Genomic DNA, 19,705 nt, shown 5'->3' on the forward strand with positions numbered 1-19,705 from the left:
GATGTGTCTGGCGGTGCCCGGCAGGGTGACGGAGATCGAGGAACGCGACGGGACCAGGATGGCGGTGATGGACTTCGGCGGGGTGGTCAAGGACGTCTGCCTGGAGTACCTGCCCGACCTGGCGGTGGGGGAGTACGCCATCGTCCACGTGGGGTTCGCGTTGCAGCGCCTGGACGAGGAGTCGGCCCGGCGGACCCTGGAGCTGTTCGAGGAACTCGGGCTGCTGCAGGAGGAGTTCGGCGATCCATGGGAGGCGGCGGGCAACCCCGCGGCGGTCGAGGAGGCGGGACGGTGAAGTACCTGGAGGAGTTCCGCAACCCCGAGCTGGCCGAGGGCCTGCTCGCCGACATCAGGGCGACGGTCACCCGGCCGTGGGCGCTGATGGAGGTGTGCGGCGGCCAGACGCACAGCATCATCCGGCACGCCATCGACCAACTCCTGCCGGACGAGGTCGAGTTGATCCACGGCCCGGGGTGCCCGGTGTGCGTCACCCCGCTGGAGGTGATCGACCGGGCGCTCGCCATCGCCGCCCGCCCCGGGGTGATCTTCTGCTCCTTCGGCGACATGCTGCGGGTGCCCGGCACCGACCGCGACCTGTTCCGGGTCCGGGGCGAGGGCGGCGACGTCCGGGTGGTGTACTCGCCGCTCGACGCGCTGAGGATCGCCCGGGAGAACCCGGACCGGGAGGTGGTCTTCTTCGGCATCGGCTTCGAGACCACCGCCCCGCCGAACGCGATGGCCGTCCACCTGGCCCGCAAGCAGGGCCTGCGCAATTTCAGCATGCTGGTCTCGCACGTCCGGGTGCCTCCGGCGATCGAGGCGATCATGGATTCGCCGGAGTGCCGGGTCCAGGCCTTCCTGGCCGCCGGGCACGTGTGCAGCGTGATGGGCACCGACGAGTACCCCGCGCTGGCCGAGCGCCACCGGGTCCCGATCGTCGTCACCGGCTTCGAGCCGCTCGACATCCTGGAGGGGATCCGGCGCACCGTACGGCAGTTGGAGCGCGGCGAGCACACCGTCGACAACGCCTACCCGCGGGCCGTCCGTCCCGAGGGCAACCCGGCGGCCCGCGCCATGCTGGAGGACGTCTTCGAGGTGACCGACCGGGCCTGGCGCGGCATCGGCGTCATCCCGCAGAGCGGCTGGAGGCTCTCCCCGCGCTACCGGGACCACGACGCCGAGCACCGCTTCGACGTCGGGGGCATTCGGACCAGCGAACCCGCCGCGTGCCGGGCCGGCGAGGTGCTCCAGGGGCTGCTCAAGCCCCACGAGTGCGAGGCCTTCGGCACCGTCTGCACCCCGCGCACCCCGCTCGGCGCCACCATGGTCTCCAGCGAGGGGGCCTGCGCCGCGTACTACCTCTACCGGCGGCTGAGCACGCCGACCGGGCCGAGCACGCCGAGCCCCGTCCAGGAGGCGAGCCCCGTTGGCTGACACCGACCTGCTCATCGAACCGTCCGGCGGCGCCGGTGCGGCCGGTGCGCCGGACCTCTCCGGCTGGAGCTGCCCGCTGCCGCTGCGCGACCACCCCCGGGTGGTGATGGGGCACGGCGGCGGCGGGGCGATGTCCGCCGAGCTGGTGGAGAACATCTTCGCTCCCGCCTACGGCAGCCGGGCGCTGGCCGGTCTCGGCGACTCCGCCGTGCTCGAACTGGGCGGCGCCCGGCTGGCGTTCTCCACCGACTCCTACGTGGTGCGGCCGCTGTTCTTCCCCGGCGGCTGCATCGGCGACCTCGCCGTCAACGGCACCGTCAACGACCTGGCCATGAGCGGGGCCCGGGCGGCCTACCTGTCCTGCGGCTTCATCCTGGAGGAGGGGGTGGAGCTGGCCGTGGTGGACCGGGTGGCCCGGGCGCTCGGCGCGGCCGCCCGCACCGCCGGGGTGGAGGTGGCCACCGGCGACACCAAGGTGGTCGAGGCCGGGCACGGCGACGGCGTCTACCTGAACACCGCCGGCATCGGGCTCGTCCCGGCCGGGGTCGACATCCGGCCGCAGCGGGCCCGCCCGGGCGACGTGGTGATCGTCAGCGGGCCGATCGGGCTGCACGGGGTGGCGATCATGAGCGTCCGGGAGGGGCTGGAGTTCGGGGTCGAGGTGCGCAGCGACTGCGCGGCGCTCGGCGGCCTGGTGGAGGCCATGCTCGCGGCGACCCGCGACCTGCACGTGCTGCGGGACCCCACCCGGGGCGGGCTGGCGGCGGCGCTCAACGAGATCGCGGCGGCGGCCGGGGTGGGCGTGGTTGTGAGCGAACGCGCCGTCCCCGTCCCGGACCCGGTGGCCAACGCCTGCGCGATCCTGGGCCTGGACCCGATGTACATCGCCAACGAGGGCAAGCTGGTGGCCTTCGTCCCGCGCACCGAGGCGGACGCCGTGCTCGCCGCCATGCGGGCCCACCCGCTGGGCGCGGAGGCGGTGGTGATCGGCGAGTGCGTCGAGGACCACCCCGGGATGGTCGTCGCCCGCACCGGCTTCGGCGGCACCCGGGTGGTGGACCTGCCGCTGGGCGAGCAGCTCCCGCGGATCTGCTGACCGCGCCGATCGTGGCTCCACCGGCGTCCGGCCGGCTCGACGGGCCCACCGGGAAACCGATTTCCGTTTTCGCCCGGCCGTGGTCTATGGTTGAGACATCGACGCGGGGTGGAGCAGCTCGGTAGCTCGCTGGGCTCATAACCCAGAGGTCGCAGGTTCAAATCCTGTCCCCGCTACTCAGTAGGAGCCGGGGTCGGCGCACTTGGTGCGTCGGCCCCGGCTTTTTGCGTCCGGTGGCGGTGCCGCGCCGAGAAGTCCACACAAGCGGAGGCACCGGCACTTCTGGTGGGGCGGGGCCGATCGTGCGAGCCTTGCGCGGGTTCGGCCGGGGGTCTGCTCAGGGCCGTCGGCCGCCGGTTCGTCGGGCACCGTGGACTTCCAGGGGGACGCAATGCGGATCAGGATCGGACGCCGTACGGCCGAGGTCGCCGCCGTGGTGGCGCTGACGCTCGGAGCGACGGGCATGGCGACGGGGGGTGCGTCGGCCGCGTCCCAGCCGACCGGGGCGGAGGCCTGCCCGAGCGGGAACGTGTGCCTCTACTTCCACTCGCCGCAGTACGGCTGGGGCGCGTGGGAGAACTGGTCGGTCGGGCAGACCGTCGACCTGCGCAGCGCCCACTTCGGCCACTGGGGCAACAACGGCGCCGGCTGGGGGCAGACCGTGGCGGACAACGCCGCCTCGCTGGTCAACAACACCGGGCAGACGGTGGCCGTGGTCGCGGACGACGGGACCTGGGACTACTACCGGGCGGGCTACTCCGACGTGCTCGACTACACCTACAACAAGGACGCCCAGCTCTGGAGTTGACCGGACCTTGGCACGGGAGGCCTCCGCACCGGATCGGTGCGGGGGCCTCTTTGCCTTCGGCGGCTGAGTGGCCATCAGGGTGAGGTGGCGTGAAGTCGGCTGGTGTGCGGTCGAGTTGACGGTATTGATGGGACCCTGACAGCGGATTTGGTTACTTTAGGGTAATTTAAGGGTGTCGTCCGGGTGAACGTCCCCGGCCTCGCATGAAGGACTCGTACGTGCTCTCTCCTCACTCCCGCCGCTCCGGCCGCCGTCTGGCCGGTACCGCGCTGGCCCTCGCCGCCGCCGTCGGTGCGCTGCCCGTCGCTCCCGCCTTCGCCGACCCGGCCCCGGTGCCGACGTCGACCGTCCCGGCCGCACCGGCCTCGCCCGCCGATGCCACTCCGTACCTGGACGCGGTGGAGCGGACGCTGCGTCAGGTGTCGCCCGGGCTGGAGGGAACGGTCTGGCAGCGGACGGCCGGCAACCGGCTCGACGCACCGGCCGGGAACCCGGGCGGGTGGCTGCTGCAGACGCCGGGCTGCTGGGGCGACGCCTCCTGCACCGAGCGCACCGGTACCAAGCAGTTGCTCGACAAGATGCGGGAGAACATCGGACGGGCCACCCGGACCGTCGACATATCAACCCTCGCCCCGTTCCCGGACGGTGCCTTCCAGGACGCCATCGCCGACGGCCTCAAGGCCTCGGTGGCCGCCGGGAACACCCCGCACGTGCGGGTCCTCGCCGGCGCCGCGCCGCTGCTCAACATCACCGCACTGCCCTCCAAGTACCGGGACGACCTGGTGGCCCGGCTCGGCAGCGCCGCCGGCCGCGTCACCATCGAGGTCGCCTCGATGACCACCGCGAAAACCGCGTTCTCGTGGAACCACTCCAAGTTGCTGGTGGTGGACGGGCAGAGCGTCATCACCGGCGGCATCAACAACTGGAAGGGCGACTACCTCGACACCGCCCACCCGGTCACCGACGTCGACCTCGCGCTCACCGGCCCGGCCGCCGCCTCCGCCGGTGCGTACCTGGACACCCTGTGGGACTGGACCTGCCGCAACACCGGGGTCCTCTCGGCCGCGTGGTTCGCCTCCACCAACGGCGCGAGCTGCACCCCCGACCTGGAGAAGCGCCGCAACCCGGCCGTCGGGCAGGTGCCCGCCACCGGCAACGTCCCGGTGATCGCGATCGGAGGCCTCGGCGTCGGGATCACCGACGAGGACCCCGCCTCCGACTACCGCCCGGACCGGACGGCCCGGCCCGCCGACGTCAAGTGCGGCCCGATCGGCCTGCCCGACCGCACCAACGACGACCGCGACTACGAGACGGTCAACCCCGAGGAGAACGCGCTGCGCGCCCTGATCGCGGGCGCCACCGGCCGGATCGACATCTCCCAGCAGGACGTCACCGGCACCTGCCCGCCGATGCCCCGCTACGACGCCCGGCTCTTCGACCTGCTCGCGGGCAAGCTCGCCGACGGGGTCAAGGTCCGCATCGTGGTCAGCGACCCCGGCAACCGCGGCGCGGTCGGCAGCGGCGGCTACTCGCAGATCAAGTCCCTGAACGAGATCAGCGACACCCTCGCGGCCCGGCTCACCGCCCGCCTCGGCGACCCGGCGCAGGCCCGGACCGCGATGTGCCGCAACCTCCAACTCGCCCCGTTCCGGGCCTCCTCCGCCCCGACCTGGGCCGACGGCCACCCGTACGCGCTGCACCACAAGCTGGTCTCGGTCGACGGCTCCGCCTTCTTCATCGGCTCCAAGAACCTCTACCCGGCCTGGCTCCAGGACTTCGGCTACGTCGTGGAGAACCGCACCGCCGCCGCGCAGCTGGACCAGCAGCTGCTCGCCCCGCAGTGGCAGTACTCGCAGGCCGCCGCGACCTTCGACTACAGCCGCGGCCTCTGCCAGGGCTGAGCCCGCAGCACCCGGCCGGGCCGCCGTCCGGAGCCTGGGCCCTGTCCGGCCGAGGCGCCCTGGACGGCGGCTCGGCCGCTGCGCCAGCATGGGGGCATGCCCGAGACGCCGGAGTCCGCCCGCAGCATCGCCGACAGGTACGTCGCCCAGGTCGCGGCACTCGACCCGGCGACCTCGACCAGACTCGGTCTGCACCCGGAGGACGACCGGCAGCCGGACCTGTCGCCGGAGGGCTTCGAGGCGCTCGCCGAACTCGGGCGGCGGACGCTGGTCGCGCTCGACGCCGCCGCGCCCCCGGACGGAGCCGCCGACCGGGACTGCGCCCGGCTGCTGCGGGAGCGGCTCACCGCCGAACTCGCCGTGCACGAGGCCGGGGACCACCTCCGCCAGCTGCGCAACGTCAACTCCCCGCTGCACAAGGTGCGGGGCGTGTTCACGATGATGCCCACCGAGACCGACGAGCAGTGGGCGGCCGTCGCCGGCCGGCTGCGCAACGTGCCCGGAGCGCTCGACGGCTACCGCGCCACCCTGACCGAGGGCATCGCCCGAGGACTGCTGAGCGCACCCCGGCAGGCCCGCGCGACCATCGCCCAACTGGACGCCTGGACCGGCCGCTCCGGCGGCGGGAGCTGGTTCAACGGCTTCACCGCGGCCGGGCCCACCCGGCTGCGCCCCGAACTGGACGCCGCCGCCGACCGCGCCACCAGCGCCACCGCGGCCTTCCGCGACTGGCTGCACGACACCTACCTGCCCGCCGCCGACGGCACCCCGGACGCCGTCGGCCGCGAGCGCTACCTGCGCTCCGCCCGCTGGGCCAACGGCGCCGACATCGACCCGGCCGAGGCGTACGCCTGGGCCTGGGAGGAGTTCCACCGCACGGTCGCCGAGATGCGCACCGAGGCGGACCGCATCCTCCCCGGGGCCGGCCCCCGGGCCGCCATGGACCACCTCAACCGGCACGGCCACGCCGTCGAGGGCGAGGAGAACGTCCGCGCCTGGCTCCAGCAGGTCGTCGACGAGGCGATCGACGCCCTCGACGGCACCCACTTCGACATCTCCGGCCCGCTGCGCCGGGTCGAGACCAGGATCGCGCCGCCCGGCAGCTCGGGCGCGCCCTACTACAACGGCCCCAGCCTGGACTTCCGCCGCCCCGGCCGCACCTACCTGCCCACCCTCGGCCGGCGGACCTTCCCGACCTGGCAGCTCGTCAGCACCTGGTACCACGAGGGCGTCCCCGGCCACCACCTCCAGACCGCCCGCTGGACCGCCTGCGCCGACCGGCTCAGCAGCTACCAGATCACCCTCGGCGCGGTCAGCGCCGACAAGGAGGGCTGGGCACTGTACGCCGAGCGCCTGATGGACGAACTGGGCTTCCTCACCGACCCCGCCCGGCGGCTCGGCTACCTGGACAAGCAGATGCTCCGGATCATCCGGGTGATCGTGGACCTGGGCATGCACCTGGAACTCGCCGTCCCCGCCGACAGCGGCTTCCACCCCGGCGAACGCTGGACCCCGGAACTCGCCACCGCGTTCATGGCCGCCCACCACGGCAGCGAACTCCCGCGCCGCAGCAGCGAGATCGACCGCTACCTGGGCTGGCCAGGCCAGGCCATCGGCTACAAGCTGGGCGAACGCGTCTGGCTGCGGGGCCGCGAGGAGGCCCGCCGCCGCCAGGGCGCCGCCTTCGACCTCCGGGCCTGGCACGGCACCGTCCTCGCCCACGGCTCGCTCGGCCTGGACGCCCTGGCGGCCCGCCTCGCCGAGGCGTAGGGGGCCGGCCCCTGCCTCAGAACTGGCTGCGGCGCAGGGCGTCGGTGAGCATGAGGGCCGAGATCACGTGGTGCGCCTGTTCGGAGACGGTGTACGGGACGCTGCCGCCCAGCTTCGTCGCCAGGTCCTTCCAGGAGGTGAGGGGGAGGGAGGTGAGGGAGTTGCGGTCGTCCGGGGTGGCGGCGTCGAAGGGGGCGGGGCCGGGGGCGGTGACACCGAGCTGGGCGAGCAGCGGGGCGAGTTGGGCGGGGTCGTTCTGGGTGTAGAGGCGGGCGACCTTGGTGCCGGAGCTGCCGCGCGCGGCCCAGGCGGCCACCTGGGTCAGCGGCGGGAGGGTCGCGGACACCAGGTCGGCGTGCGGGTCGAAGAGGTAGGCCTCCTGGAGGGTGTCCAGGTAGAGGGGGTGGGCCTGGTTGGCGGCGTTGCCGAGGAAGCAGGTCAGGGCCGCGTGGCCGCTGCTGAAGGAGGCCATGCCGAGCCGGCCGATCGCTCCGAACTGGAAGTTGCCCCTGCGCCGGAACATGAAGGCCTGGATCTCCGGCAGGTACTCCTGGAGGAAGGCTGCGTCGGCGAAGGAGCCGATCTCGTTGCAGGGGTTGGCGTCGGCCCGCATCAGCGGGAGGACCAGCACGACGTTCCGCCCCGAGGCCGCGAGCTGGAGGCCGAGGCCCTTGGCGGACGGATTGGTGAGCAGGGGGTCGTTGATGTACTGGAGGTACTTGAGCAGGCCGTGGAACTGGTAGTCCCAGCCGAAGGGGTACGTGCTGCCGGTCGTCGGGTCGTGGCGGTCCCGGGGGTCGTTGTAGAACTTCGGGGAGTTCTGGTTCAGGCCGGCCCGGAAATAGATCAGGAAGGGGGCGGGCGGCGCGCCCGGGGCGCGGGAGACGCCGTCCGGCCAGTGGACGGCGACGAGCTGCGGTGCGGAGATGCCGGGGAGTTGCAGGACGACGGTCTCGGCGAAGGGCGACACGGTCTGGGTCTGGACCTGGATGTTGCCGCTGTCGATCGCCGGTGAGGCGATGACGGTCGTGTCGATCGCCGAGGGCACCGCGTAGACCGGCGGCGGCAGCGACACGCCGGGGGTTCGGAAGCTCATGTCGCCGGGTGGTGGGGCGGGCGGGCTGCCCGGGTAGTCGGTGCCGGTCTGCGCCAGGCCGAGCCGTGCTTGCTCGGTGGCGTCGCGGAGCGGCGCGAAGAAGGCGGTCATGGCGATGGTCGGGCCGACGGCCGAGGAGGTGACGGTGGGGTCGGGCCAGTTGCTGTTCACCGGGGGGAAGGTGGCCTGGACGGTACCGGTGGAGTCGATGTCCAGGTGGGCGGTGAGCGTGCCGTACTTGACCTGGTCGACGGCGGCCGCCTGGATGTCGATCGACGCGTCGGTGTCCGGGATGGTGAAGATCGACTGGTCCAGGACGACGGTGTCCGGACCGACGGGGCCGCCGCCGTCGACGGCGATGGTGAAGTTGCACAGGGTGGTGCTCTGGCCTTGGATCTGGCCGGTGAGGGCGAGCTGGGCCATCGGAGTCTCCTTCTCCTCAGCGCCGCGCGAGGGCCAGGGCGGCGGCGCGGGCGATCGGCTGGCCGGTGTGGGCCTCGTAGTAGGTGAAGGCGGGGCAGGGGTTGACCTCGAAGCAGTAGACCTCGCCGTCGTCGGCCAGCATCAGGTCGATGCCGGCGAGTTCGAGCCCCAGCTGTGCCGCCAGGCGCAGGCAGCGTTCGGCGAGGTCGGCGGGGGGCTGCCAGGCGGAGAGCTCGGCGTGGCCGCCGTCGCTGTGGGCGTAGCGGTAGTCGACCCGGTCGGTCTCGATCCGGGTGGCGAACACCTGGTGGGCGACCGTGTGCACCCGGAGGTTGGTGCCGGTGATGCGGCGCTGGAACTGCACCGGGCAGTAGCGGATGAGCGGCAGCCGGTCGAGGGCCTGCCGGTCGAGGGTCCGGACGATCGAGCGGATCCCGCTGATCGACTTGTAGACCAACTCGCCGTGCTGCTCCCGGAATTCCCGGACGAGATCGGGGTCGTTGGTGACCAGGGTCTCCGGGACGAGGAATCCGGACCGCTGGATCAGCTGGGCCTGGTGGGGCTTGGACGTGTTGGACGCCATCGCGCTCTCCCGGTTCATCACGCAACCCGGGGCGAGCTCCGACCAGGTGCTCACGGCCGTGTGCCAGGATCCGCAGCGGCGCACCGTGGACTCGTCCGCCCCACGGAGCTCGGGGAGTCTGCGCCAGTCCATCAGCCGGAGGTAGACGCCGGTGACGTCGGCGCAGTCGACGGATCCGCCGTCGTACGGGATCCGCCCCCGGACGGTGGTGCCGGTGGCCTCCAGCTCCAACGGCAGCTCCTGGAAGCGCCGTTGGTGGAGCATGGCGAACGGCAGGCCGAGCGCGTCGAGTTCGGCGGTGATCCGGGCGAGCGGTGACTCGCTGGCGATGCCGCAGACGACGATCACGGCGCACCCGGCGAGAGCGCGGTGAGGTGCTTGAACAGGCGGTCGAGGAAGGGATCGCCGCCCGGGCGGAGGTCGGGCAGCGGGCTCGCGCCGGCGAAGACCGCCGGCTGTCGGTCGCCCGTCCCGGTCTCGCGGTGGAGGTCGACGCCGAGCAGGTCGACGCCGAGCAGGTCGAGTTCGGCGAGTCGGGCGAGCCGGACGTACGGCTCCTCGTCCTCGGCCGCCGGCGCGCCGATGACGTGCTCGCCCAGCACCAGCACGTCGCCGCGACCGGCCGGGGCCGCGGGCGGTTCGGCGTCCGGGTCGCTGGAGACCCGGGCCGGCGGGACCGGCAGCCCCGCTCGGATCGCGAGCGCGGTCCACTCCGCGGGCGAGCGCCAGGCCCCGCACAGCCCGTACCCGTAGGGCGGGTTGATCGAGACCGGCGCCAGGCAGGTGAGCAGGCTGAGCAGGAGCGCGCTCAGCTCGCGGGCGGCGTACTCGGCGTCGGCGTGGGTGGTGAACGGGAGGTACCCGAAGGGCGGGGCGGCCACCCGGTTGAGCACGCCGTCGACGTCACGGCTGTCCAGGACGCGCCCGTCGGGCAGGGTGAGTGTGAAGCGCGCGCCGAGGCGGTCGACACGGTGCGCCGTCCGGGTGGAGCCCAGCAGGGTCTGCGGGGAGAGCAGTTCCAGCGGTGCCAGCCCGCGTGCGCGCAGTCCTTCGTACGCCCACACGGCGGCGCGGTCCGCCGGATCGCAGAGCACCAGCCACATCGGGCGCCTACCCTCCGCCCCGCCCCGGCTCGGGGGGTTCGTCGCGGAGGGCGCTGTCCGTGAGGTCGGGGCGCTGCGCCGGCGGGATGAAGTGCTCGGGCGGGGGGTTGGCGCCGGCGGTCGGTTCGAGCCGCTCGGCGGGGTGCTCCTTGATCGCGTCCTTGTTCTCCTTGTCGTCCTTGTGGTCCTTGCCGTCCTTGTCGTCCTTGTTCTCCTTGGTGACGTCCTTGTGGTCCTTGACGTCCTTGTTCTTCTCGTCGCGGGACAGGTGCAGGGTGACCTCCCGGGCGACCGGGTCGTCGCAGTCCAGGACGAAGGTGGCGGTGACCGTGGCGGCGGCGGGCGGGACGGACGCGGGGGTGACCGTGATCCCGAGGCGGTCGCAGCCGTTGGGCGGGATGCTCGGCGGGACGTCGCTCAGCAGGTAGCCCGCGCCCATGGCCTGGTCGGCCCGGGAGTTGATGGTCAGTGGCCCGGTGCCGATGTTGGAGATCGGGACCGAGACCCTCGGCAGGGTCTCGCTCACGGCCACGGTCGTCCGGAGCGGGGTGGTGTCCATGACGATCCGGGGCTGCCGGGCCTTGTCGGCGCTCGCCGCGGTGGACCAGACGAAGCCGAGTTCCTGCGGGTCGACGTTGGTGATCCGCAGGCTCCAGGGGCGGTCGTCCGGGTTGGTGATGTCGATCGGCACCGTGAAGACGTCGAAGGCGTCCCTGGTCCAGGAGGCGGTCCCGACCGCCGCTCCCGTCTCGTCGACGAGCGAGGCGGCGGCGGGCGCTTTCGGGATGCTGGTGAGCGGCCCGGTCCCCGCCCGGAGTTCGATGTCCGGTGCCTTTCCGCCCAGGGGCGCGCAGTTCGGTCCGAGGGCCACCACCAGCAGGGCCCAGGCCGTCGCCGTCTGGTCCACGACGAAGGGGAGCACGCCGGTGGTGGCGAGGTTCGCCAGCCGGATCTGGCCGGTGTCGGGGAAGATGTCTGCCATGATCGCTTCTCCCGTCGTGGAGGTGCGGTGACCGTCCGTCACCAGGTTCCGAGCGGTACGACGTCGACGAAGACCGGTCGTCCCGTGGCGCTGCCGCCGGACGGCACGGGTTGGGTCTCGAACTCCCGGACCACCAGGCGCTGGGCCCGCTGCCCGGTGTCGGGAACGCTGATCGTGTCGCTCTGCCCGAGCACGGCGGAGGCCGTCAGCACGGTGGACCAGCCGGTGACGGTGTCGGGGGCGGGCACCCCCGGGTCCTGGACCTGGAGTTCGGTCCGGACGGTGTTCCCGGCCCCGCCCGGTCCGAGGCCCTCCAGCACGACATCCGCCCGCCCGGCGCTCCGGGTGACCGTCAGCCGCCGCTGCGGGGCGAGTTGGACCGGCTCGGTCAGCACCACCGGCGAGACCTCGGGGATGCCGGTGAGGGTGTGCGGCTGGTAGCGGGCCAGGGCGAGCCGGACGAACGGGAAGTACGAGGCGGCGACCACCGGGGCCAGGTCCAGGTCGGCGAACCAGCAGTCGCCCTCGGCGTCGAACTCGACCTGGTGGAGCGCGGCGTCCAGCTGCCGGTGCAGTTCGGGGAGGGTGACCTGGGCCCGCTGCACCGCGTTGACCTGGGCGGCGGTGAGGACGGCGGGCGGCGCGCCGGTGTCCCGGATCGGGTCGCGCCCGGCGACCGCGACGTACCGCAGGGCGTCGGCGGGCACGGGGCCGGGCGGGAGGGTGAGCACCACCAGGGCCTCGTCGTCGCCCGAGACGTACCAGGGCCGGTCGAGGAGGACCCGCAGGCCGCCGCCCCGGCGCAGCCGGGTGAGCGACTGCTGCCCCTCGGTGGTCCGGGTCCAGCCGAACGACGGTACGCAGCGCAGCAGTCGGGGAGCGGGTGGGCGCACGGTGCTCGGCACGTCGAGGTCGGCGAGCTGCCCGGTGGCGGTACAGGCACCGGGGTCGGAGGCGAGGACGCGCGCGAAGCAGTCCTCGAAGCGGGACACGGCCGTCACGGAGTAGCTCACGTGGTGGTGGCGGGTGTCGCCGAACTCCTGGCGGATCACCGGGAGCGCCTCCAGCAGCGGCAGGTGCTGGACCTCGTACGAGCCGACGTGCGCCGTCCGCCGGGTGGTGGCCGGTGCGGCGGGCGGGGCGTCGTCGTGGTCGGTCCACTCGGCGTGCAGGTCGATCCGCCCGGTGCTCGGGACGTCGATCAGCAGGTTGTCCGGGGCGAGGACGGTGTCGCGGTCGCCGGGCCCGCGCCGGGCCGTCAGCTGCCCGCCCGGGTCGCAGAGGGGGCGTTGCACCGCGTGCACCAGGGTGACCGTGCGGGGTGGCGTGATCAGGCGGTTCCGGCCGCCGACGATGTCCTGGAAGGCGGGCAGGTGCGGCACGTTCGGGTCGACGCCCTGCCAGAACGCGATGCCGAACAGGGCGACGTCGGCGAAGGCGGGGCAGGACGGGATGTCGAAGGTCACCTGCTCGGCCGGGCCGAGGGCGACCGTGACGTGGCGCGGGTCGGCCCGGCCGACCGTGCACCCGCTCGCCGCCGCCACCAGCCGGACGGACGCGGTCTGCAGGTCGGGCCAGGCGCCCTGCCAGATGGCGATCACGGCCTTGTCGGGCGGGACGATCGCCCCGGGCCGGCCGGTGCCGGGGTCGATCGGCCGGGGCCGGGCGTTCAGAGCGGCGCACGCGCTGCTCCGGTCGGCCAGCCAGGGAAGCGCCGCGTCGGTCTCGGGCAGGACGACGTACGCGGACGGCACGGCCGATCCGGCGGGGACGGTCCGCGCGCCCGGGACGTCGGTGACCTCGCGGTCGGCCCGGGTGGCGGCGTCGAAGAGCCCGGTCACCACGGCGTCGGGCACCGCGGGGCCCAGCGCGGCGTCGAAGGCGCCGTCGTACTGCATCGCCAGGGCGAGCGAGCACTTCGGCGGCAGCAGGTGCCGCAGGTCGTAGGGGCGGTAGCCGTGGAGGGTCGCGTAGTCGGCGGCCGTGGTGCCGCGATCGCTGCGGATCACCATCCGGTCGTGCCCGTCGCCGTCGTCCCACTCCCTGGTGGGCACCAGTTCCGGGGGCGGCAGCGGTTCGAAGCGGTAGTAGGTGACCGGGTCCGACTGGGCCTCGGTGGGGGCGACCTCCTCGGCGCGCGGTCCGCCGCCGGCGAGGTCGGCGATCCGGACCCGGACCCGGTAGGTGCGGCCGAAGCGCAGCCGCGGCAGGGAGCCGGGGTCGCACTCCACGGTCGTGTCGAGGGCCGTGGCCACCGGGGCGGGCATGGTGTCCCTGGTGCCGGTGACCCGTTCGGGCCGCTGGGCGACCTGGCTCCAGCCGTCCCAGCGGGCCACGATCTCGTGCAGGTACAGCGTGTCGGCGTCGCCGAAGCCGGTGACCACCGCGCCGGGGCGCAGGTAGCCCTCGTCCAGCAGGCCGTCCGGCAGCAGCGGCACACCGCCGACGGTGTAGTGCACCCGGCGTCGGCACAGCGAGTGCCAGGTGCGGTGCCCGGCGTCGAAGACGTCCATCCGGTAGCCGCCGAGCAGGGAGTCCGCCAGCAGGGCCGAGGCGAGCAGACCGGCCGGGGTGGCGCGCTGCCGGGCCCGCTGGAGCTGCTTGCCGTGTTCCTTCTGCCGCGCCCGGTCGACCAGGGCGAGGCCCGTCGACTGCAGGGCCGGCAACGCCCCGACCGGGACCGGGGAGGTCCCTTCGGGCGGGAGCGCGGAGGCGTCCGACCGGGCGGTGCTGACCAGTCGCAGGGCGGCGCCGTCCACGTCGAAGGGCAGCAGCTCGAACCGGGGGTTGGCGGAGGGCGCGAGGCCGGCGCCGGCCAGTGGCAGGAGGCCGTCGCTGAACCCGGTGGAGGTCGGACCGTCGACGGAGGCGGGCACGAAGCGGGTGCCGCTGAGGGTGTAGGCGGTGCTGGGGGAGAGGTCGGTCTGGAGGGCTGTGCTCCAGCCCGGCGTCGGGTCCGGGTCGGGGTGGGGCCACAGTGGTGTCACGCTCAGCTCGGCCGGGTGCGCCTGGTCCACCGGGGTGAGCCCGGCGGCGGGGACGGCGAGGTCCACCAGCAGGCCGAGCGCGCGCAGCACGACGGGGTGGTCGACCAGGTGCGCGACGCTCTGGTGGAACTCGGGCTCGGCAGGGGGCGCCGCCCGGCGGTCCGGCGGGGTGGTGGCGGGCGCTCCGCGGCGGTAGAAGGCGTACGCCCGGGCGAGGGCGGGGGCGGTGTCCTCGGGCGGGGTGGTTCCCGGCCGGGCGGTGCCGGACGGTGCGCTGCCGGGCGGACCGTCGGTGGGCGCCAGCAGGGCGGGCCGCCACTGTTCGCCGATCGCCCGCAGCGCGGCCCGCAGGCCGGGGTCGCTCTCCGGCGCGGCGCCGCGGTGCGCCGCGTGGGCCTGGGCGGTGGCGGTGTAGATGCCCTTGACGTCGGTGCCGGCCTGACCTGCCGGGAAGGTGCTGGTGCTGCGGCCGTCGTAGCCGGCGGGCAGGTAGGGATCCACCACCGTGGCGGCGAACAGCGCTTGCCAGAAGGCGAGTTGACGGTCCGGCGGGAACTGGACGGAGCTCCCGTCGAGGGCGGTGTACGGCACCCGGACGGACGGCAGCGAGTGCCCGGCCCGGCGGACGTCGAACCCGACCCCGGCGAGTCGCCGCGGCCAGTCCTGCATCGCGAAGTCCGCGAGGGTGAGCGCCGTGGCGGCCGGGCCGATCAGGCGCGGCGTCAGCAGCACCGACAGCAGCGCCATCGGCGCGGACTGCCCGGGGACGGCCGTCACCCGGCCCGCCGGGATCACCGTCCAGACGAACTGCCGCTCCAGGCCGGCCACGACGTGCGGGCCGGGCGATCTCTTCGGGCCGGTCGGGTTCTGCGGGCCGGTCGACGGCATGGCTCACTCCCCTGCGAAGGCCCGGCAGTAGGTCTGCCACGGGAAGGACTGCCCCTGCGGTCCGAGCGCGGCCCGGACGGAGGGGTCCGCGGTGGTGGAGGTACCGGGGAGGACGGCGCGCTGTCCGGCGGAGGACGGGCAGTTGCCGAAGCACTTGTGGCACTCCAGCGTGAAGGACTTGGAGAAGAAGGTCAGGTCCACGGTGACCACGAGCCGGGCCGAGCCGCTCAGCGAGCCGCTGGGGGCGTCGTACGTCAGGGCGAGGGTCAGTTCGATCGAGACGCTGATCAGCCCGAGCAGGGAGACGCTGCCGCCGATCCGCAGGTAGCCGGTGACCTCGGTGTCGGTCCCGTTCATGGCGAACACGACGCCACCGAAGACGTGCACCTCGGCGGACACGATGACGAAGTCCATCACGACGGCGGCGCCGAACTCGATGCCGCCGGTGAAGCGTTGCAGGCCGCTGTCGGTCCCGCCGGCGCTCAGGCCGAGTTCCAGGTACCCGCCGCCGCCGAAGCCGGACACCGTGACCAGGAACGGCCGCTCCCGGGTGCCGAACGCGAAGTCCATCAGGAGGGGCCGGCCGGTCAGCGAGAGCGTGACGCCGATCTGGATGGTCAGGTTCTGCAGGCTGAACACCAGCAGGCCGATGCTGGGGACGGCCACGGTGTACGAGGCGGTGATGCCGGTGGCCGAGGTGTCGATCCTCGGGCCGTCCTCCCCGAACGAGAGGAACTGCTCCAGGGTGGCGAGGAAGCCGAGGTCCCCGCCGAGCTTGACGTCCGACAGCCGGACCTTGAGGTCCAGCCGTTTGCCGGGGTCGGCGGTGAAGGTCACGGACGGGAAGGTGAGGGTGACGAACGCGGGGGCGTTCGGGTCCGGGACGATCAGCCGGAAGTCCGTGATCACCCCGGTGGCGTGCATCTCCGCTCTGCCGTCGACCAGTCGGGACTTCACATCGATGCTCAACGAGCAGTCGTTGCCGTGGTGGAACGGTCCGAAGTCCTGCGTCAGCGCCTGGTGCCAGGTCAGCTCCGCGGACGGGGTGGGCGTGTCCTCCCCGGTCCAGAGGAGTGTCGGCGGGCCGGAGACGGTGTTGATGAGGCTGCTCAGCGGGACGACGCCGAACAGGGTGGCGTCCGGGGCGAACAGCTTGGTGGGATCGGTCTGGAAGGCGTCGCTGACGGCGGGACCGAGCGTGCGCGAGATCTGCGACACGGTCATGTTGGGCGCCGCCAGCCCGCCGACCCGGGCCCCGGCGGCCCCGAAGTCGAGCGGCAGGGGCGTCACGAGTTCGAGCAGCGCGTCGGGGACCGGGCTGCCCGGGTGCAGGTCGACGAGCGCCTTCGCGAAGGTGGCGGGGAGCGCCGGGAGCGGGCCGAGGAGCCGGCGGACGGCCGGCAGGCCGACGGCGAGCTGGGTGACCTGCGGGTAGAAGCCGACTCCGCTGGGGGAGAGCCCGGCCCCGGTCCCGCCGAAGGTCATCGACTGGACCTCCTGCACCGCGCCGTCCAGGGCCCGGGTCGCCGAGGCCATGGCGAGCGGGACGCGGACGCCGATGTCGGAGAACGGGCGGCCGAGGTTCGCGAAGGGGCCGGTGTGCGGGCCGGTCCCGTAGATCCCGTCGAGCGCCGCGCCGTGGTCGGCGTCGGTGGCGGTCTCCTCGACGAACAGCAGCGGCAGGTGCAGCTCCACGTACTGCTGCCCGGCCGCGGCCTGGAGGGTGAACACCACGGGCGCGTCGCCCCTGGTCGGCCAGAAGCACCTCGGCGGGGTGGCCGAGGAGTCCACCGGGATCCAGGAGGCGTCGTCGAGGTCGCCGGTCTGCCCGGGGTCGATCCAGACGCTCTGGAACGGGAACCGGTGTTCGTGCGGACCGCCCGCGCCGATGCCGTAGTCGTCGCGGACGGGTTCGGTGACGATCAGGAACGCCTTGCGGTGCAGGGCGGCCACCGCGGGGTCCGTGCCCTCGAACCGGCGGTCGGTGACCTCGACGTAGGCGGCCCGGTGGCCGAACGGGAACAGGGCGCCGGGGACGGACACCTCGACGTGGAAGTCCCGGCCGAGCGCGGCGTCGTGGGCCCACTCCAGCCGGGGCCAGTGGGCGGCGGCGGAGAACCGGGCACCGAAGGCGCTGAGGGTCAGCCGGTCGACGGTGAGGGGGACGGCCGGGGCATCGGCGGCGGCCGAGATGATCTTGCCGTACCAGGTGTCCAGCGGGGTGCCGTGGTCGCTGCCGTCGGCCAGGGACCGCAGGGGGTGCGCCGTCAGGTGCCCGTCCGGGCCCGCGATCCGGCTGTGCCACAGTTCGGTGCCGCCCGCCGTACCGGTGGCGGGCAGGGTGCGGTGGGTGCACCGGGCGTCCGGCTGGAGGGTGAGCAGCAGGTTCCAGGGGACTTCGAGCCGGGCCGGCAGATCGGCGGTGGTGGCCGTCGTGACGAGCAGCGGCAGGCGGTTCATCGCGTCGAGCAGACCGGCCACGGTGAGGGTGACCGGGTCCGCGCCGACGGCGAAGCACAGGGTCGACGGCCCGGCCAGGAAGCCCTGGGGCGGCTGCCCGGACTCCACCACCGTCTCCGCCAGGTGCTGCGGGGGGACGTCCACCAACAGGTGCCCGCCGCCGGGGTCGGCGACCAGCTGCACCGTGCCGTCGGGCAGGGTCTGCCGATGCAGGCCCTGGCTCCGGACGGTCAGGGTGACCAGGTCCTCGGGGCGCAGCACGGGGTAGCTGTCCGTGGGCGCGTCCGGCAGGTCGAGGAGCTGCCAGTCCTGCCAGCCGCGGTCGAAGCGGCGGTGCATCAGGGCGGCGCCGGACCAGACGGCGAACACGTCGAGGCGGCCGCCGCCGGAGGCGACGACGGCCAGCCGGGGGTCGGTCGTGGCCCGGGGGTCGGTCGGGCCCGGCGTGCCGGTGGGGCCCGCGGCGGTGAGGTCGCCGCCGAGCTGCTCCCAGCCGAGCCAGGGAGCGAGGGCGGAGTGGTGGAGGCCGTGGTCGCCGCCGAGGAAGACGTCACGCTCCGTCGCGGCGAGGCAGGTGAAGGAGCGTGCGTCGCCGTCGGGGAGCGGACCGAGCGCCTCCCAGCGCGGTGGCCGGTACGTCGGCGGGGTGTCGCTCTCCAGGCGGGCGTGGAGCAGGAGGTGTTCGCGGGGGTCGGCGAGGAGCAGGTCGACCCGGCCGGGTGCGCTGGCGGCGGCCGCAGCCGCGGCCGTGAGGTGGCCGGGTGGTCGCTCGCCTGTGCGGAGCACAATTAGCCCTTTGCTGGGGTGGGCGTGCAGCAACTCCCAGCCGTGGGCGCCGGTCTCCGGGAGCGTGTCCAGGACGAGGTGGACCTCGCCGGGCCGGCTCGTCACGACGGTGAAGCCGGTCACCGGGCCGCCGCCCCGGGCCGCGGCGCCGAGCGACGTCCAGTGCGGGTGCTCCCCGGCGCCCGGGCGCAGACACCGCAGCTCACCGTCGGCACCGAGGGCGAACAGCTCGACCGGGCGGCCCTCGACCGCCGTCGCGCTCAGCCAGTTGAACCCGGGGGCGCCGGTGGACCCGGGGGCGCCGGTGGACCCGGGGGTGCCGGGCACGGGCCAGGGCCGCTCCAGGGTGCGCCAGGGGTGCCAGCCGCCGTCGAAGGCCCGGTGCCGTACGGTGCCGTCGTCCGCGCCGACGAAGAGGTGGAGTCTGCCGTGCCCTGGCGAACAGACGGCCAGGGCCCGTGCCGGGTGGGTGGGCATCGGGCGCCCCCAGCGGATGGACGCAGCGGATGGACGCAGCGCAGGGATGCGGTGTGCCGGTCGGCGGGGCGGAGGTCCGGCCCACCAACTCGCGGTGGTTCCAGGCTATTCCCGGTTCGGGCACGCATCAATTCGGCCCGGGTGGGAGCGGCGGTCACCTGGGGCTGGACGACGGTCGGGTCACCCGGCGGTAGGCGAGATGGACCGCGAGGCCCAGGAGGGTCATGACGACCGAGGCGACCAGTGCGACCACGTCGAGCGCGTTCCGGGTCAGTGAGTTCCAGAAGCCGATGCTCGACGCGAGGGCGGCGACGTCGGTGTGCTGGGGGTCGTACACCACCGTCACGGTGTCACTGGGCTTGACGGTGCCGGTGACGTAGGCCAGTTGGGTCTCGACGGATGTCCCCTGGGGAGTCGTGAACCGTACCCTGCAGTGGGAGTTGCCCGCCGGGTTGTCCTGGGGGTTGCTCACTTCGGCGCATTCGGTGACGACCGCCGGGGTGTGGAGGCCTCGACTGCGGAGATCCGAGGTCACACCCATGTCGTGCGGTATCAGATAGGCCAGACTGAGGACGAACAGCAGGACCCCCAGGCCGATCATCGCGAGCGAACCGTTCCGCACGGTCCGGCCGTGGTCCCGCTCGTTCTCCATCGGTCCCCCTGGTTTCGGCTCGACTGTCCACACGCGCTCACGCTAGCCGCACCCGCCGACAGAGAGGCGCGGCGAGCTTCGGCTCGTCGCCCCTCATGTGGTGTGCCCGGTATGGGCGGTGGGTCGTGGTGCTGCCGGGGGGGCGCCGCCCAGGAGGGCGCCCCCCCGGGGGGTGGGGGGGGGGGGTCCAGTGTGTTTATAAAAAAAACAAAACCCACAACACAAAAAGCAAGGCAGTAGTGGGAGAGGTAGTGTTAAT

At 73.5% G+C, this 19,705-nt stretch carries 13 protein-coding genes and 1 tRNA gene; 7 read left to right on the forward strand and 7 right to left on the reverse strand.

Annotation, left to right across the window (positions count from 1 at the left end; genetic code table 11):
* Window position 1: 1 nt before the first annotated feature.
* The 7 genes from ACFV8H_RS08945 (at window position 2) to ACFV8H_RS08975 (ending at window position 7,009) form a co-directional block, all read left to right on the forward strand.
* The gene (locus ACFV8H_RS08945) at window positions 2-295 is read left to right on the forward strand and encodes a HypC/HybG/HupF family hydrogenase formation chaperone (protein WP_380397731.1); all 294 of its coding nucleotides are present in this window, start codon (window positions 2-4) and stop codon (window positions 293-295) included.
* Window positions 292-1,434, forward strand: coding sequence for a hydrogenase formation protein HypD (gene hypD, locus ACFV8H_RS08950; RefSeq protein WP_380397733.1), 1,143 nt, complete (start codon window positions 292-294; stop codon window positions 1,432-1,434). Before ACFV8H_RS08945 ends, hypD begins: the two co-directional genes overlap by 4 nt.
* 13 nt (window positions 1,435-1,447) lie before the next feature.
* Window positions 1,448-2,530 carry a hydrogenase expression/formation protein HypE gene (gene hypE, locus ACFV8H_RS08955; RefSeq protein ID WP_380397915.1) on the forward strand — a complete coding sequence of 361 codons (1,083 nt, stop codon included), beginning with the start codon at window positions 1,448-1,450 and terminating at the stop codon, window positions 2,528-2,530.
* A gap of 102 nt (window positions 2,531-2,632) precedes the next feature.
* Window positions 2,633-2,706, forward strand: a tRNA-Met gene (locus ACFV8H_RS08960).
* 215 nt (window positions 2,707-2,921) lie between these two features.
* The gene (locus ACFV8H_RS08965; RefSeq protein WP_380397735.1) at window positions 2,922-3,338 is read left to right on the forward strand and encodes a peptidase inhibitor family I36 protein; all 417 of its coding nucleotides are present in this window, start codon (window positions 2,922-2,924) and stop codon (window positions 3,336-3,338) included.
* 218 nt (window positions 3,339-3,556) lie between these two features.
* Window positions 3,557-5,239 (forward strand): phospholipase, encoded by a 1,683-nt coding sequence (locus ACFV8H_RS08970; RefSeq protein ID WP_380397737.1) that lies wholly within the window; start codon window positions 3,557-3,559, stop codon window positions 5,237-5,239.
* 96 nt (window positions 5,240-5,335) lie between these two features.
* Window positions 5,336-7,009 (forward strand): DUF885 domain-containing protein, encoded by a 1,674-nt coding sequence (locus ACFV8H_RS08975; protein ID WP_380397739.1) that lies wholly within the window; start codon window positions 5,336-5,338, stop codon window positions 7,007-7,009.
* 16 nt (window positions 7,010-7,025) lie between these two features.
* On the opposite strand, the gene ACFV8H_RS08980 is transcribed toward ACFV8H_RS08975, so the two are convergent.
* The 7 genes from ACFV8H_RS08980 to ACFV8H_RS09010 all read right to left on the reverse strand — a co-directional run bounded on the left by ACFV8H_RS08980 (window position 7,026) and on the right by ACFV8H_RS09010 (window position 19,446).
* Entirely contained in the window at window positions 7,026-8,528 is a 1,503-nt protein-coding gene (locus ACFV8H_RS08980) for a hypothetical protein (RefSeq protein WP_380397741.1), read from the reverse strand.
* A gap of 16 nt (window positions 8,529-8,544) precedes the next feature.
* The gene (locus ACFV8H_RS08985; RefSeq protein ID WP_380397743.1) at window positions 8,545-9,459 is read right to left on the reverse strand and encodes an ATP-grasp domain-containing protein; all 915 of its coding nucleotides are present in this window, start codon (window positions 9,457-9,459) and stop codon (window positions 8,545-8,547) included.
* Window positions 9,456-10,214 carry a hypothetical protein gene (locus tag ACFV8H_RS08990; protein ID WP_380397744.1) on the reverse strand — a complete coding sequence of 253 codons (759 nt, stop codon included), beginning with the start codon at window positions 10,212-10,214 and terminating at the stop codon, window positions 9,456-9,458. The genes ACFV8H_RS08985 and ACFV8H_RS08990 overlap by 4 nt, the downstream gene beginning before the upstream one ends.
* Before the next feature lie 7 nt (window positions 10,215-10,221).
* Window positions 10,222-11,196 carry a hypothetical protein gene (locus tag ACFV8H_RS08995; RefSeq protein WP_380397746.1) on the reverse strand — a complete coding sequence of 325 codons (975 nt, stop codon included), beginning with the start codon at window positions 11,194-11,196 and terminating at the stop codon, window positions 10,222-10,224.
* 38 nt (window positions 11,197-11,234) lie between these two features.
* A complete protein-coding gene (locus tag ACFV8H_RS09000) occupies window positions 11,235-15,071 on the reverse strand; it encodes a hypothetical protein (RefSeq protein ID WP_380397748.1) in 3,837 nt (1,278 codons plus the stop codon).
* Window positions 15,072-15,074: 3 nt separating this feature from the next.
* Window positions 15,075-18,794, reverse strand: a complete 3,720-nt coding sequence (locus tag ACFV8H_RS09005; RefSeq protein ID WP_380397750.1) for a hypothetical protein — start codon at window positions 18,792-18,794, stop codon at window positions 15,075-15,077.
* Window positions 18,795-18,948: 154 nt separating this feature from the next.
* Window positions 18,949-19,446: a DUF3592 domain-containing protein gene (locus ACFV8H_RS09010; protein ID WP_380397752.1), complete on the reverse strand. Its 498-nt coding sequence runs from the start codon at window positions 19,444-19,446 to the stop codon at window positions 18,949-18,951.
* Window positions 19,447-19,705 lie beyond the last annotated feature (259 nt).

The sequence above is a fragment of the Kitasatospora sp. NPDC059827 genome, from assembly GCF_042731675.1.
In the GTDB taxonomy this organism is placed as follows: domain Bacteria; phylum Actinomycetota; class Actinomycetes; order Streptomycetales; family Streptomycetaceae; genus Kitasatospora.

Bases quoted from the DNA above. Each gene is read 5' to 3' on its own strand.
- ACFV8H_RS08945 (WP_380397731.1), top strand. From the start codon at position 2: ATGTGTCTGGCGGTGCCCGGCAGGGTGACGGAGATCGAGGAACGCGAC.
- ACFV8H_RS08965 (WP_380397735.1), top strand. From the start codon at position 2,922: ATGCGGATCAGGATCGGACGCCGTACGGCCGAGGTCGCCGCCGTGGTG.
- ACFV8H_RS08975 (WP_380397739.1), top strand. From the start codon at position 5,336: ATGCCCGAGACGCCGGAGTCCGCCCGCAGCATCGCCGACAGGTACGTC.
- ACFV8H_RS08980 (WP_380397741.1), bottom strand. From the start codon at position 8,528: ATGGCCCAGCTCGCCCTCACCGGCCAGATCCAAGGCCAGAGCACCACC.
- ACFV8H_RS08990 (WP_380397744.1), bottom strand. From the start codon at position 10,214: ATGTGGCTGGTGCTCTGCGATCCGGCGGACCGCGCCGCCGTGTGGGCG.
- ACFV8H_RS08995 (WP_380397746.1), bottom strand. From the start codon at position 11,196: ATGGCAGACATCTTCCCCGACACCGGCCAGATCCGGCTGGCGAACCTC.
- ACFV8H_RS09000 (WP_380397748.1), bottom strand. From the start codon at position 15,071: ATGCCGTCGACCGGCCCGCAGAACCCGACCGGCCCGAAGAGATCGCCC.
- ACFV8H_RS09005 (WP_380397750.1), bottom strand. From the start codon at position 18,794: ATGCCCACCCACCCGGCACGGGCCCTGGCCGTCTGTTCGCCAGGGCAC.
- ACFV8H_RS09010 (WP_380397752.1), bottom strand. From the start codon at position 19,446: ATGGAGAACGAGCGGGACCACGGCCGGACCGTGCGGAACGGTTCGCTC.